The organism is Nocardia brevicatena NBRC 12119 (genome assembly GCF_000308495.1).
GTDB classification, from domain to species: domain Bacteria; phylum Actinomycetota; class Actinomycetes; order Mycobacteriales; family Mycobacteriaceae; genus Nocardia; species Nocardia brevicatena.
Genome location: NZ_BAFU01000227.1, coordinates 1 through 13,271 on the forward strand (window position 1 = coordinate 1; position 13,271 = coordinate 13,271).

General features: G+C 65.2%; 17 protein-coding genes. 14 read left to right on the forward strand and 3 right to left on the reverse strand.

The features are described from left to right. Positions 1–398 precede the first annotated feature (398 nt). Complete coding sequence (locus ON20_RS41145) at positions 399–770, reverse strand: transposase (protein WP_157229048.1); 372 nt, start codon at positions 768–770, stop codon at positions 399–401. Between the two features lie 290 nt (positions 771–1,060). On the opposite strand from ON20_RS41145, the gene ON20_RS40715 reads away from it, so the two are divergent. The 11 genes from ON20_RS40715 to ON20_RS27170 all read left to right on the forward strand — a co-directional run bounded on the left by ON20_RS40715 (position 1,061) and on the right by ON20_RS27170 (position 6,778). After that, the gene (locus ON20_RS40715; protein ID WP_368853939.1) at positions 1,061–1,399 is read left to right on the forward strand and encodes an IPT/TIG domain-containing protein; all 339 of its coding nucleotides are present in this window, start codon (positions 1,061–1,063) and stop codon (positions 1,397–1,399) included. After that, positions 1,396–1,632 carry an IPT/TIG domain-containing protein gene (locus ON20_RS40720; protein WP_218002656.1) on the forward strand — a complete coding sequence of 79 codons (237 nt, stop codon included), beginning with the start codon at positions 1,396–1,398 and terminating at the stop codon, positions 1,630–1,632. Before ON20_RS40715 ends, ON20_RS40720 begins: the two co-directional genes overlap by 4 nt. A gap of 120 nt (positions 1,633–1,752) precedes the next feature. Next, positions 1,753–2,757 (forward strand): hypothetical protein, encoded by a 1,005-nt coding sequence (locus tag ON20_RS27135; RefSeq protein WP_157229049.1) that lies wholly within the window; start codon positions 1,753–1,755, stop codon positions 2,755–2,757. Positions 2,758–2,822: 65 nt separating this feature from the next. Next, entirely contained in the window at positions 2,823–3,335 is a 513-nt protein-coding gene (locus ON20_RS27140; RefSeq protein ID WP_218002655.1) for a helix-turn-helix domain-containing protein, read from the forward strand. Between the two features lie 95 nt (positions 3,336–3,430). Next, the gene (locus ON20_RS40725; RefSeq protein ID WP_438803445.1) at positions 3,431–3,688 is read left to right on the forward strand and encodes a recombinase family protein; all 258 of its coding nucleotides are present in this window, start codon (positions 3,431–3,433) and stop codon (positions 3,686–3,688) included. A gap of 4 nt (positions 3,689–3,692) precedes the next feature. Then, positions 3,693–3,881, forward strand: coding sequence for a hypothetical protein (locus tag ON20_RS38200; protein WP_051163426.1), 189 nt, complete (start codon positions 3,693–3,695; stop codon positions 3,879–3,881). A gap of 557 nt (positions 3,882–4,438) precedes the next feature. Then, positions 4,439–4,606, forward strand: a complete 168-nt coding sequence (locus ON20_RS37690) for a hypothetical protein (protein WP_174361945.1) — start codon at positions 4,439–4,441, stop codon at positions 4,604–4,606. Between the two features lie 12 nt (positions 4,607–4,618). Then, the gene (locus ON20_RS37695) at positions 4,619–5,239 is read left to right on the forward strand and encodes a hypothetical protein (protein ID WP_174361946.1); all 621 of its coding nucleotides are present in this window, start codon (positions 4,619–4,621) and stop codon (positions 5,237–5,239) included. Positions 5,240–5,431: 192 nt separating this feature from the next. Continuing rightward, the gene (locus ON20_RS27155) at positions 5,432–5,635 is read left to right on the forward strand and encodes a hypothetical protein (RefSeq protein WP_157229050.1); all 204 of its coding nucleotides are present in this window, start codon (positions 5,432–5,434) and stop codon (positions 5,633–5,635) included. A gap of 357 nt (positions 5,636–5,992) precedes the next feature. Beyond that, positions 5,993–6,115, forward strand: a complete 123-nt coding sequence (locus tag ON20_RS40040) for a hypothetical protein (RefSeq protein ID WP_281032919.1) — start codon at positions 5,993–5,995, stop codon at positions 6,113–6,115. 351 nt (positions 6,116–6,466) lie between these two features. Continuing rightward, positions 6,467–6,778 (forward strand): hypothetical protein, encoded by a 312-nt coding sequence (locus ON20_RS27170; RefSeq protein ID WP_157229051.1) that lies wholly within the window; start codon positions 6,467–6,469, stop codon positions 6,776–6,778. Positions 6,779–7,263: 485 nt separating this feature from the next. On the opposite strand, the gene ON20_RS27175 is transcribed toward ON20_RS27170, so the two are convergent. After that, positions 7,264–8,100: a hypothetical protein gene (locus tag ON20_RS27175; protein WP_157229052.1), complete on the reverse strand. Its 837-nt coding sequence runs from the start codon at positions 8,098–8,100 to the stop codon at positions 7,264–7,266. A 188-nt stretch (positions 8,101–8,288) separates the two neighbouring features. On the opposite strand from ON20_RS27175, the gene ON20_RS33515 reads away from it, so the two are divergent. The 3 genes from ON20_RS33515 to ON20_RS33525 are packed head-to-tail and all read left to right on the forward strand — an operon-like array spanning position 8,289 to position 9,589. Beyond that, the gene (locus ON20_RS33515) at positions 8,289–8,585 is read left to right on the forward strand and encodes a metallophosphoesterase family protein (RefSeq protein WP_157229053.1); all 297 of its coding nucleotides are present in this window, start codon (positions 8,289–8,291) and stop codon (positions 8,583–8,585) included. Positions 8,586–8,589: 4 nt separating this feature from the next. Beyond that, a complete protein-coding gene (locus ON20_RS33520; protein ID WP_051163431.1) occupies positions 8,590–8,997 on the forward strand; it encodes a metallophosphoesterase family protein in 408 nt (135 codons plus the stop codon). Beyond that, on the forward strand, positions 8,981–9,589 hold the full coding sequence (locus ON20_RS33525; RefSeq protein ID WP_051163433.1) for a hypothetical protein: 609 nt from the start codon (positions 8,981–8,983) through the stop codon (positions 9,587–9,589). The genes ON20_RS33520 and ON20_RS33525 overlap by 17 nt, the downstream gene beginning before the upstream one ends. Positions 9,590–11,736: 2,147 nt before the next feature. Here ON20_RS33525 and ON20_RS27195 read toward each other — a convergent pair. Beyond that, a partial coding sequence (locus ON20_RS27195) for a beta strand repeat-containing protein (RefSeq protein WP_040840250.1) occupies positions 11,737–13,271 on the reverse strand: 1,535 nt, incomplete at its 5' end.

Here is a 13,271-nt window from a genome sequence, read left to right on the forward strand (position 1 = left end):
CGACAGGCGCCATGTTTCTTGCCTTCTACTTGTGACCAGTGAAAAGGGGCTCCCGCAGCAGCACAGGCACAGCCGGTACAGCCGCTCATCCCAGTAACCCTCCAGCGCAGGCACTTCGGCAATACATCCCCGGGTCCGATTTCGTCCGGTTTGAATCCGTGTCCGGGCACGTCCGGTAGCTGTTCAGCGCGCTGGCTACCCACAGCACCTGTTCCCCGAGCTGATGCCGATCGCCCGACAGAAGATGCCCCGTGTCCTTGGATCGCGAGACCCGCTGCCCCACTGGTATGCCGCAGCCAATGATCAGGCCGCTGGTCATATTCAGCTCGATCTCACCGTAAGACAAGACATGTTCTCAGAACAGCCGGTCACAGCCCCGCACTTCACGACGAGATTTCTCACTCGATCGAGCGGGAACAAGTCGTGGCCGTCACCGTCGCCGGGTGCGGTCGAGGAATGCTTCCAAGCTGCCACAGACCAATGCGGTTTGGACCACTACCAAGTCCGCAAATCGTATTCACGTTCGCCGCGCTCGCCCAGCTCGGCCGAGACCCGCTGCCAAGCGTGTGCGGGCGCTCGGGCGACGAGGGTGTCGACGCGGCGGCGGCGGCCGTCGAGGTCTGCGCGGTTTGCCGGACCGGCACCTCGAGAACGTAGGACAGCCGACGGGCCTCGCAGAATGCCCGGAACCGACCGTCTCGGCCATAGGCAGCGTCCGCGGCTGCCCACCCGGAGTCCACTCCGGCATCCAGGATCCGAGCGATCATCATCTCAGCGAGCCTCGGCTTCGTCAGCACAGGCTCCAGCGGCAACCTGTGTCTGCCGCGCAGCCCATCGACTACCGGCGTACCGCGCCAGGGCCGTGGCAATGGCCTCGAACGGCCCGAATCCGACGTCAGTTCCCATGTCCAGTGCCATGCTCCGGATCGCAAGCCACAGGCGCCGTGCGATAGTGCGGCCGAGCGGACGCAGACACGGCTTCGACACCGGCTAATGGTGCGGAAAACGGACGAAAACGGATCGCTGGACGCATTGCCCAGCAGCCGGTCCAGAGGTCTTAATGGAAAGAGCGGGCCGCTATCAGTGCCGGGCAACTGCCTGGTGTAGCAGAGAAGTATCACCAGCGACAAGGAGGCAACCCCATGCCTACCATCACTGCCATCTCCCCAACTTCAGGGCCCACGATGGGGGGACGAGTGTGACGATAACCGGCACCGGTTTCACCGGTCCCACAACTGTCCGATTCGACAGCACCGCAACCACCTTCACCCTCGATTCCCCTACCCAGATCACGGCCATCGCCCCCACCGGTCCGACTGGTACGGTGCAGGTCACCGTTATCGGCTCAGGTGGGACCAGTAATGGGTCGCCTATACATATGCGGCGGTCCCCACCCTGACCACTGTCTCTCCCAGCTCGGGACCGGAGGCCGGTGGGACGGCGGTCGTTCTCACTGGAACGAGCCTGACGGGAACCACCGGGGTCAGTTTCGGTGGTACGCCAGCGGCGTCGTTCACCGTCGACTCCTCGACCCAGATCACCGCGGTCTCTCCGGCAGGGACGGGAACCGTACAGATCACAGCCACCACAGCGGGAAGTGTCAGTAACGGCACTGTCTACACCTACTTCTGACGGCTGACCGACTGGCCCATCGACGAGTCATTGCCGACGGCCCGGTCTCGCTGCGGTTGAGTGAGTAGCAAGAGAGTCTTCGTAACCGTAGACGGAGGCTGCAGGGGTAAAGGGGTTTCGTTGGCGACCGTGCTGAAGATGCTACTGGCGGAACAGCATCTCAAGAGTCATCCGGATTTCCTGGCCGCGTATGATAGATGCGCGGCGCAGCTCGACCCACCCATCCCCCCCGGTCATGGGCCCGCTAAGGCCCAATACTACCAATGGCTATCGGGCCGAATGATCGGGATTCCCCGTCACTACCACTGCCGGGTGTTGGAGAAGATGTTTCCGAACTGGACGGTCGAAGAACTGTTCCAGAGGGTCGACTCGGCGTCGGTTACCGCTCGATCGCATCGAGTAGGTCTGTCGGGGTCCAATGTCCGACTCGAGGAGTTCCTCGGATCCGAGATGGTCGCCAATGGAGCGACCTTGGTATACCCGACGTTCGAGCTGACCGGGCAATCCGTGGACGCGCTCCGGGCAGCGGGTATTCCCCGCCGACATGTTTTCGGGAAGAAGGACACTGCGTTCACGAACCGACAGCACATGGACATACCGGTTATTCTGCCGGAGAACGATATTCGAGGACTGTTGTATGTCTTGTCCCTGCTCTGGCGGTACACAGACATTCAGACCTACGTCCGGAGCGACTGCGAAGCCGTCGCGCACAGTGATCTGCCATACATCAGCTTTGGGCTGCGCGGCAACAACTGCATCCACCAGTATGTCGAAAGTGCCGAATGCCCACTGTTTACCATCTACGAAAGCACTGCCATGGATGGCACCCTTCTGGAGCATGTGCAGCTGACCGATGGAAGACATTACGACTCGAGCAGCAGTCACAGCACAGGCATCATCGGGCGGGTGCGACCGAGCCCCAACCTACACCCCGACCGATACCGGATATATTGCGGAGGCATTGGTCCACGCGGCACTGCGGGGGCGGGTTGGTATATCGCACACTATTGGGGTCTTCTACAGCAGCGTGTCGGTGGTCGCGAGTTCGTGGCAGTCGTCCGTGTCGACGAGAACTCCGAACACACCACGACTCTGGAGCGTCTGCTGGTCGGACCTACCGATTAAAGATCTTCCGGTTTTTGGGTGAGTCGTTTCGGGTGGATCATGCTGGCATGTAGCAGGATCGGGGTGTGCCGGAACAGTCACCACCGCCGAGTGAGCGGAAGAAGACACGAAAACCGAAGCGTGTCGCCGCACGCCGGGACTTCGACGCGCTACGCAAGCGTCGGATGCGGGCGGCGGAGATGTTCGCCGCTGGTAGGCGGCAGATCGATGTGGTGGTCGAACTCGGGGTGTCGGCGCAGACGGCATCGCGATGGCACAAGACGTGGATCGCGCAGGGTCGTGACGGGCTGGCCGGTGCAGGCCGGGCGGGTCGCCGGCCTCGGCTGACCGATACCGATCTCGGTGAGGTCGAGGCCGCATTGGCCAAGGGGCCCAAGGCCAATGGGTTCGCCACCGACATGTGGACACCGGCGCGGGTGGCCGAGGTGATCGAGATGGTGACCGGGGTGCGGTACTCGCGTAGCCAGACGTGGACGATCCTGCGGTCCCGGCTGGACCGCCGGACGTTCCACAAATCGGCGAGTCGCTGTTTGCGGGATCTGGACGAATCGCTATCGCGTTTGTACTATTTCGAATGATTCCCGAACGGAACTATTCAGCCCCAATTTCATGCAATTCGCGAGAGTAGCGACGGTGAGTTCGGGCAATTGAACGGTATCCGAGGCGGTATCGAATACGTTCATGGATAACCGCTACGTGCAGTTGGGTCTGTCGAGAAGCTATCAACAAGAAGACCGGTGCCACGGTCGACTGGCCCGGCCTGACCAAACTGCTCGAATACGCGCGTCCCGGCGACATCATCGCCGCCTACACACTCGACCGGCTCAGCCGGAACCTGCGCGAAGTGCTGAACCTCGTCCACGACCTCGGCGAGAAGAGAATCGGGGTGCGCACCCTGGCCGACCCCGGTCCCGATCAACACCACCGATGAAGGCATGGCCCGCATCGCGTTCCTGCTGCTCGCGCTGTTCGCCGAAATGGAACGCACCTTCACCGCCGAACGCGCCACCCACGCCCGACTGCTCCGCGCACAAGGCAACAGCCTCGGCGAAATCATGAGCAAGGCCGGCATCCCGAAGACATCGCTGCACCGCTACCTCACGCCGACGGCCGAACAGGAGTGATCCCCGCGGCCATTGGCCGAACATGGCTTCATGTACCTGGTGACACGGTCGTTAACGGCACCCCGACAGGGGGGATCTTCAGCTAGCGCCATCACCAACACGACGGGCACGTCAGCCTCCGCCTCGGCGACCCCACCCACACCTGTCTCGGAACCCTTTGCCACGCTGCTCCTGCGCCACCTCGACCAGCGCCTCAACCTGACCACCGCGACCAACCAGGACTCCCGCTGGCTCTTCCCCGGCCGCCGCGGCGGACAGCCCATGACCACCGACGCCGTCGAAAGCGACTACGAGACCACCAAGTCGCCGCCCTCAACAGCCGGACCGCTGCGCTCCGACACCTGGTCCTTCAGGCTCCGGCGCCGGTCATCGCCCGGATGCTCGGCTACACCGACCAGCAGACCAGCCGCACCGCCCGCGACGCCGGAAGCCCCTGGAGCCGCTACACACCAGGCGACGACCACGGCCGGTGACACTCAGGCGGCCTGCAGCGCATATGCACCGACTGCCTCTGCGGGGCTCCCCAGCCTCACATCATTTGAGGGGAAGATGGCGTTATGACAGCATCCTCCGGGCCACGCTCCGCCACCGAGATTCGCGACTACCTCGTTGGCCGGCTCAACTCGGCACTTCGCCGTCCCGGGATGTTCGGCGGAGAGATAGCTCTTCGGCTGCTGCTCGACCACCTCGTCTACGCCGAACACCAGGACCATGCCTGGGAGTAAGAGCGCCGGGAGATGGAGTCTCGTGGCGCCTTCACCTCGATCGGTGTGACGGGAGCGTTCAGGACCCTGCTACCAAACAGTGACGAACATGGCCCGGCCTCGGTCTATGCGGAGTTCGCCCATGCTCGCGGATGGCTGCAAGCAGACCGAGTCCTCACGGCCGAGGAGCATGCGTCCATACGCCAGGAGCTAAGCACCTGGGTTGGTCAAGACCGCCTGCTCAGCGAGGCACTCGAGACCTTCGGCCCGCCTTCAGTGCTCTTCGGCGGCAGCAATCCCTTCTTCGGGAAGACTCTGGGCTACCTGACCGACCAGGTGGACGAACCGATGATCTTCTTCCATCTCTGGAACGGGACCGACCCCGACGCCGAGTCGACCTGGCCGCCGATCTACAGTGAGCCCATCCTCCTCGCCGTCCGCTGCGGGAGGGGACCGTTCACGGACACCTTCGCCTTCACACCGGAGGGGAAGAAGCGCCGCCCCGCCACTGAATGCCCCACGGCCGGCCCGCAGCCACTATGCCCCCAACGATGGCTACGTTCGGTGAAGCCTGGCCGGCCCAGCCACGTCGAATACGCGACGGTTGATTCGCGAGGTCACCAGTGGACCCCCGGCCCCTGCGGGCGACGCTGACTTGGCCGGCGAACACTCGCTGGGCGGGTCCGTGCCGGCCGACCGGCCCGACCGGCAGGAGTTCCGCCGAGCTACCGACAGCCTCGCAGACGCGCTCAACCACGGTGGCTGACTTGAGTGGCATCAGCGCCTCTCAACCGATAATGGGAGACTTCTCTACGCATACCTGACCGGATGGGCGAGACTCGGATCATGAGCAGAATAGATGTCGTGACGATCACCCTCAACGCCGGCGCGGAAACCGTTCCCGACATGCGCTTCTACTACAACAGCATGGACATACGGCCCGAACGGCGCGACGTCGATGGCTGGGGCACCAGCGTCGAGCTGGCCGGAGTGGTGCAACTACTCGATGCTGTGGCCGCCGGTGACCTCGAGATCGCCGAGATGCGGTGAGTTCTCGTCGGCGTCGCAAAGGAGCTCGAACGGCAGTCCCTGGCAGAAACTCTCGATGGCAGCCCCTCGACCTGTACGCCCGAAACGTTGCGATGCTTCGGCGATTGCCCTCGTTGCGAAGCCAACGCCCCTGAGCTGCGCGCCGTTCTCGATCAGGTCGCGGACCGCCGCGCGCGCCTGCAACATCCTGACCGTTATGCGGTCGCGGTTTCCGGCAGCAGTGTCCACCGCCTCGACTGCCGAATGGTCCGCTACGGCGCCCGCACACGGCGCTTCGCCGGGAAGCGCGAGGACGACTCCGAGGCCTGCTTCCGGTCCGCATTGCACAGGTTCACCCACAACGGTTCGCGCCCCGGGATGCCCCATCTGGCTTTGACACTCGACGAATATGATCGGTGGCGCGCCGAGCGCACCGGGCCGGCAGGCGGCCTGCGCTATCGGTTGTGTAAGATCTTCGATCCCGATGTCCCGTTGGCCTGACCTCGGGTTCAACGCTCAGCCGCCACAGATCGAAACATGGCGGAGCCATGAAAGGGGTTCCGGTAGTAATCGCGCGGGAAACAACGAAGTGGCCTTTACCAGCGGCGATGGCCAGTTCGGGCTGCGGGGCAGCGTGTTTGGTGTTTGGCTTGGCTGCCGATGAGGTAGGTCGGCGTGCTGGAGGTCGGGTTTCGTGGCGACGCGGGTGTTCGCGGACGAGGAGTTGGCACGTCTGCGGGAGTTTCCGGAGGTGAGCCGCGAGGAGTTGTTCCGGTTCTTCACGTTGACCCCGGCCGATATCGCGTTCGTCGCGCCGGTGCGGGGCATCTGGGTGGCCGATAGGGTGTCGAAGTGTCCAGTAGTGAGGATGAGGGGGCGCGGCAGGTCGAGCTGATCGGTCCGGCTGCCGGGGTGTTCACCTATGTGATCGCGGCGGGTCTGATCCTGACCGGGCCGCTGTGCGCGCTGGCCGGCGATTCTTGGGCCGACGGCCTGTGCGCGGGAATCTTCACTTTCCCGATCGGGATCGGTGTTGCGGTCAGTACCTACGGCCGGCGGCGGACCGAGCGCCGATTTCAGGCCGTCGGGGTCGTGGCGACGGCGGAAGTCCTCGCTGTCAACAAATTCGCGGCGGTGATGAGGAGGAAGAGACCGCAGACCTGACTGTGCGTATCAGCGGCCCCGGATTCGAGGCGTTCAATGCGGAATGCTCGATACCGGTCGGCCGTCCACTACCGCGGGTCGGTGACCGCCGCTCTGTCGTGGTCGATCCGTCCGACAACACCTTCGCCATCGGCTACGACCATCTGTTCCCAGGACGAGGGGTAGGAGGACTGGACGTTGCTGACGCCGTTCCGGCGGATGTGGTTGATACCGGGCGGCGAGCCAGACCTTCGCCCGCGCAAGCTTGTCCGTCAGCGCCCGGCCGCACGACCGCCGCGCAGGAGCATGACAGTGCTGGTGACCGTAGCGACGGGCTTGCCGTCGCTACTGCGGACGATGTCGCAGGGGTAGTGAATGATCGTCTGGCCCGAATGGGTTGGTCCGTGCCGCGTGAACGGATCTTCATCGACAAGGGCTTCTCCGGCACCACCCGCCGCATCACGGTACTCACCTACCCGGCACCCCGGAACTGCCATCGCAGCTGGTCAAGGCAACTTCGTTGTTTTTCGCGCGATTACTACCGGAACCCCGATCCACTGCGGGGCAACGCTCGAGGGATGGTCCGCAACGATCCGCAGGATCCAGTCGGTCTCCCGGGTGCTCAACACACTGTCGGGGTGGCCGAACCCGGCGGCGCGCATAGACAGCTCGAGCTCCGACAGCCATGGCCGGGCGCCCTGGTCGTGGTCTTCGGTCACGCGCGCCGTGATCAGCAGCACCGCCTGGTCCCAGTCCCCCTCCTCGTCGTCGTGGCCGGTGGTCGGCACCGCGCGCGTGGTCAGCTCGAATTCGCCGGCCACCTCGGGCTTGGCGTGGGCGGGCAGCGTGATGATCTGTGGTCCGGAGGGGATATCGGCGCCCTCGAGCCATTGGATCGACGAAGGTTTGCACGCGGCGTGATATTTGCGGGTCCCGATATGCGCGGTGGTCGGCGAGAGGTCCGGATCGTAGGCGGTGACGAGCAGAGAGATCGACGAGTCGACGGTGCGGGCGTCGCCGAGTTCGCCGCACCAGTCGCAGTCGTAGGTCGGCCGAACCATGTCGAGCCAGTCATACAGGTTCGGGTAGCCCACCCCGCGCCACCCCTCGCCGGCGAACCACGCACGCACCTCGTCGGTGAGCAACCACCGATGCCGGGGCTCGCGGCGCTCGTTGTTCCGGGTGACCTGGCGCAGCGCGGCCCGATAGGGCATTCCGGTGCGCGCTGCGAGCGCGCGGGCGTCGTTCTTGCGGGCGGTGTGGCGGTTGGGTCCGTAGTCGGATCCCATGACGGTCTCTTCCTCGGCAGGGCCCACGCCCCCGCCGTGGTGAGGGTCGATCACGGCAACATACTGAGTCGATTCGACTGTGACCCGGGGGATCTTGGCCCTCGTGCCGGGCGCGCGTGGGGCACCGACCGGCGGAGCTGAGCCGTCACAGCAACGGCCTGCCAGGCAGACTACCCCCAACTGCTTGAATATCTTTGTCGGGCAGCATATTTCTGTCAGTGGGTGGGCATATCGTGCCGAGTATGCGGATCCTGCACACCTCCGATTGGCATATCGGCTTCGTCGCGGGCGGGATTCCGTTGCTACCGGCTCAGCACCAGGCTTTCTCGGAGATCGCGGCACTGGTTGAAGAGCACCAGGTGGACGTGGTGGTCATCAGTGGCGACGTGTTCGACAAGCCGGATCCGACCGAGGCCGAGCTCACGGTGTGTTTCGAGGCGTTCGCCGAGTCCGGGAAGCGGGCGCTGAGCTCGCGGTCATCCCCGGAAACCACGATTCGGCTGCGCGGCTGGGGCCTACCGGTATTTCACCGCACCTGAAGGGTTGCACCTGCTGACTGAGATCTCCGGTATCGGGTTCCCCCTCGAGATCGAGGACGAATACGGTCCTGTGGTGTTCTACGGGATCCCGAACCGGATGTATCGGCGGCGCGATCTGGGGCTGCCGTCGCAGCGTGAGCCCGGCGACTATTTTCGGGCGGCGATGACACGCATCCGCGACAACCTGGCCGCAAGGCCCGGGGTTCGCTCGGTTGTCCTTGCGCACGCCACGGTCGCCGACCCGGCCGCTCGGGGTGTGGCCCGGCTGCGGGTCACCAGTCGCTCGACCATCCCGGTCGATGTGTTCTCCGGTATCGACTATGTAGCGCTCGGAGATCTGCACTGGCCGCATGCCGTGACCTCGAACGTGCGCTATTCGGGCTCCCCGTTGCCGTATGTGTACATACGGTAGACCGAAAACCCTCGACTTCGAGCCACCGAAGTCGGTATGGCTGGTCGAGCTGGGGCCCACCGGGCTGGTCTCGGCCACCGCATGCCCGTTGACCGTGCCCACCACCACGATCCGGGTCGCCGGAACGGTCATCGAACTCACCGCCCATGCCGTCTCGTTCGACTACGTCCACGCCACCCTGACCGACCCCGACCGCCCCGTCGGTGCTTGGTGGAAACTACGACGACGATTTGCGCATCTCATCCAGGTCGAATGGATCGATCCCGCGACCGGCGAGGTGAAGGCGATTCCGCTGGACCACGATGCCCCCGAGCCCGCGGCCCTCCCCACCCCGCCGACGGGCGAAGGTTCCGAGCACGGCTTCTACGGCGAGGGAAACCAACAGTGCCTGCGCTGCGGCACCGCGCCCGGACAGCCCTGCTTCCGGACCCGCACAGCCCACGGCGTGGAATACAACAACGGTATCACGCCGGACGCGGACTCACCGGCGAGGAACTGGCCGAACTCGGATGGCAGTCCTACCTCGTCGTCGACGACCACGGTGACCACCAGCAACTGTGGCTCGACCCCGACCGACACCACACGCCGGTGAAACGAGACGGCTGCTACCCCGTAGAACCCCGACAACCCGGCCACACGGTCGCCAAACCGCCACGCAGCAGCCAACCCCACCCCTGCGCCGGCCCTAACTGCGACAACATGGTCACGCCCAACCCCCGAGGACGACCCGCCCGCTACTGCTCGCCTACCTGCCGCACCCGCGCAACCAGAGCACCGAGCGAACCCACAACCGGCAATGTCGACCTGCCGACGCTTCCCGACCGACCCATAGGCGCTGGTGACCGTCGGCCGGCCACATGCTGACGGTGAACTCGGGCGGCCTCTGGTCGGCCGATGCGCTGCCCGGCTCGGCAGGTCCAGGGTCGAACGGACGAAGTGCAGCGGTTACCGACAAGGGCCACTTCCGTAACCGTCGTCCGTTGACCTCATGGAAGGACACCTCCGCACACAGGCCGCCGATACAACGTGTCCCACGTCTCACCCGGAAGGGCACGCGGCGTGTAGGGGGTAGTGGTGTAGCTGGCCAGGATCCGGCGCCAAGGATCAGACAGTTGTGGTCTCCCGATGATCATGACGGTAGGCGTGACAGCGTTACGGCTCTGCGTCATGGTCATCGTTCTTCATGCGACGGTGCCGCCGGCGGCGTTTGTAGGGCGTCGGGGTGGCTCCGTGGCGCTGCCGGTAGTCGCGTTGTCGGCAGGCGGGTGAACAACGCCGAGCGTCGGCTCGGAGCCGTCGGCCGTCCGGGTGTATGCGCCATCCGCAGCCGGGGCAGATGATCCCGATTTCCGGTTCCTCGCCCGCCAACGTCTGCCGTCCGGCACCGACCATCTGCTCGTGGACCGCGGTTTGCGGGCTCGGTAGGCGCGGGCGACGCAGCGCGGGGAGCAGTAGCGGCGCTTCGGTGACGCGTCGCGGGGCAACGGTATCCGGCAATTCGCGCAACGGCGTGGCCGGGGCCTGCGAGTCACACTCTGATTCTTCCCCTGTTCAGGCGCTCGACTCATTCCGGGGATCCCCGGGAGGTGGGGTTGAGGAACATAGGCGCGGAATGTTCCGGTAGCCCCCAAAAGCGGCCCTCCGGGAGGCCGAGATCTCCGATTCTGGACATCATGTCCCGTAATAGACGAGGATCCGCGCTCGTCCGACCACCGGTAACGGGTCGAGTGGAATGGACGACGGCCCGGGATCTTGCGATACCGGACCGTCTTGCGTCTGCCGGACCCGGGGGTGGAGTTCCAGCGCGCGCCATCGGCAACATAGTGCCCCAACGTAGCGTTGCGCAACGGTTGCTCGGTCAACCTCAGCCGGGAGCGCAAGCGCCGCCGCGACGCTACTACCTGTCTATCGATTCATGCGCTGCCTGGGCATGCGCGAGCCTCTCGGTCGTCGGCAGCAATCCCTGTTACCAGGCGTTGACGGGCCTGATGACGCTGAGGTGGTCGAGGATTTCGGTGGCTATCAAGTGGCGCTGCGCGGTGCGGGTGATCTCGGCGGCGTGGCCGGCGGCAGGTGGTGCTCGGGCCGGACACGGTGGCGCAGACCGTGCAGTCATCGACGGTGCCGGTGAGGTGGGCTTGGATGTTGCGGTCATCGAGTGCGGCGACCAAGCCGAACATGCTGAACGGGTTGATGGACATCAGGACGGGATTTCTGGTTGGTAGGCCGGACCCCGGGGTCAGTGGTGTCGACACCGGGGTTTGTGCTTCCTGCACGGCAACCAGCTTCGTCGAGCCGGTACCAGTCCCGCATCGATCGTTCACACCCGGCGTATACCTATTTATGAGGTAGAGAAACACACGAGTTGAATACGCGACCTCACCAGTCCGGACCCCTGAGATAGTGCGGATGACTGGTGAGGGAGGGGTGCGACTTCCGTTTTCCCTGGTCAGTGGTGTGGTTCGTCGGAGCCGTCGCTGCCGATGATGTATATCATCTCGGCGGATCGGAACAGGAATGCCTCGATTGCGGAGATGATCGCAGGGTCGGTGGCTGCGGGTAGGCGGGCGTGGATGTCTGGCCCATCGGCGCGGTCGTCTCGCGATCGCGCTGTCGTAGCCGGGGATTGTCGAGCACCCTGGCAGTGGTCGTCCATGATGACGGCCCCACACTCTGGACCGTAACGCGGCCGGGCCGTCGGCAGGCATTCGCCTGCCGACGGCCCGGCCGCACCAACTGTCAGAGGTAGGTGTAGGGTACCCCGTTGCTGGTACCGCCCGGGGTGGTGACGGTGACCAGTATCGTTCCGGCCGCGCCGGAGGGGACGATGGCGGTGATCTGGGTATCGGAGTCCACGACGAACGAGGTCGCCGGAGTGGCACCAAAATTCACCGCCGTCGTACCTGTCAATGCCGTCCCGGTGACGGTGACCGTGGTCCCACCGGCCGCCGTGCCCGAAGCCGGACTGACCGCACTCAGGGTGGGCACCGCCGCGTAGGTGAAGGAGACGCCGTCGACGGTTCCTCCCGCGGTGGTGACGGTGACCAGTACCGTCCCAGCCGTCCCGGCAGGAGTGACCGCCGTGATCTGGGAGTCGGAGTCCACGACGAACGAGGTCGCCGGGGTAGCACCGAAATTCAGCGCCGTCGCACCGGTCAAACCTGTTCCGGTGAGCACCACTGTCGTCCCGCCGGCCACCGGACCGACGTTCGGGACGATGGCGGTCAGAGTGGGAACCGCGACGTAGGTGTAGGCAACCCCGTTGCTGGTCCCGCCGGCTGTGGTGACGGTGACCGACACCGTTCCGACCGCACCGGCCGGGGTGATGGCGGTGATCTGGGTGGCGGAGTCGACACTGAACGAGGTCGCCGGGGTGGCACCGAAACTCACCGCGGTCGCACCGGTCAGATTCGTGCCGGTGAGCACGACCGTGGTGCCGCCGGTCACCGGACCGGTGTTGGGCACCACAGTGGTCAGTGTCGGCACCGCCGCGTAGGTGTAGGCGACGCCGTTGCTGGTGCCACCTACGGTGGTGGCGGTGACCAGTATCGTCCCGGCCGTCCTGGCAGGCGTGACCGCCGTGATCTGGGTATCGGAATCCACGACGAACGAGGTCGCGGGTGTGCCACCGAAGTTCACCGCGGTGGTTCCGGTCAGGGCGGTTCCGGTGAGGACGACCGTGGTCCCGCCTGCTACCGGGCCGGCGTTCGGGGCGATGGCGGTCAGTGTGGGCACCGCGACGTAGGTGTAGGACACCCCGTTTGTGGTGCCGCCCGCGGTGGTGACGGTGACCGACACCGATCCGGCCGCACCGGCGGGGGCGATGGCCGTGATCTGGGTGGCGGAGTCGATCGTGAACGAGGTCGCCGGGGTGGCACCGAAGTTCACCGCGGTGGCTCCGGTCAGGTTCGTGCCGGTGAGCACGACCGTGGTTCCGCCTGCTACCGGACCTGTGTTGGGCACCACCGTGGTGAGGGTGGGTACCGCGACGTAGGTGTAGGACACCCCGTTTGTGGTGCCGCCCGCGGTGGTGACGGTGACCGACACCGTTCCGGCCGTCCCGGCGGGGGCGACGGCGGTGATCTGGGTATCGGAGTCCACGACGAACGAGGTCGCGGGTGTAGCACCGAAGTTCACCGCGGTGGCTCCGGTCAGGTTCGTGCCGGTGAGGACGACCGTGGTCCCGCCGGTCACCGATCCCACGTTGGGTACCACAGTGGTCAGTGTCGGCACCGCCGCGTAGGTGTAGGCGGCGCCGTTGCTGGTGCCGCCCG

Bases quoted from the DNA above. Each gene is read 5' to 3' on its own strand.
- ON20_RS41145 (WP_157229048.1), bottom strand. From the start codon at position 770: ATGATGATCGCTCGGATCCTGGATGCCGGAGTGGACTCCGGGTGGGCA.
- ON20_RS40715 (WP_368853939.1), top strand. From the start codon at position 1,061: ATGGAAAGAGCGGGCCGCTATCAGTGCCGGGCAACTGCCTGGTGTAGC.
- ON20_RS38200 (WP_051163426.1), top strand. From the start codon at position 3,693: ATGGCCCGCATCGCGTTCCTGCTGCTCGCGCTGTTCGCCGAAATGGAA.
- ON20_RS37690 (WP_174361945.1), top strand. From the start codon at position 4,439: ATGACAGCATCCTCCGGGCCACGCTCCGCCACCGAGATTCGCGACTAC.
- ON20_RS37695 (WP_174361946.1), top strand. From the start codon at position 4,619: ATGGAGTCTCGTGGCGCCTTCACCTCGATCGGTGTGACGGGAGCGTTC.
- ON20_RS27155 (WP_157229050.1), top strand. From the start codon at position 5,432: ATGAGCAGAATAGATGTCGTGACGATCACCCTCAACGCCGGCGCGGAA.
- ON20_RS40040 (WP_281032919.1), top strand. From the start codon at position 5,993: ATGCCCCATCTGGCTTTGACACTCGACGAATATGATCGGTGGCGCGCC.
- ON20_RS33515 (WP_157229053.1), top strand. From the start codon at position 8,289: ATGCGGATCCTGCACACCTCCGATTGGCATATCGGCTTCGTCGCGGGC.
- ON20_RS33525 (WP_051163433.1), top strand. From the start codon at position 8,981: ATGTGTACATACGGTAGACCGAAAACCCTCGACTTCGAGCCACCGAAG.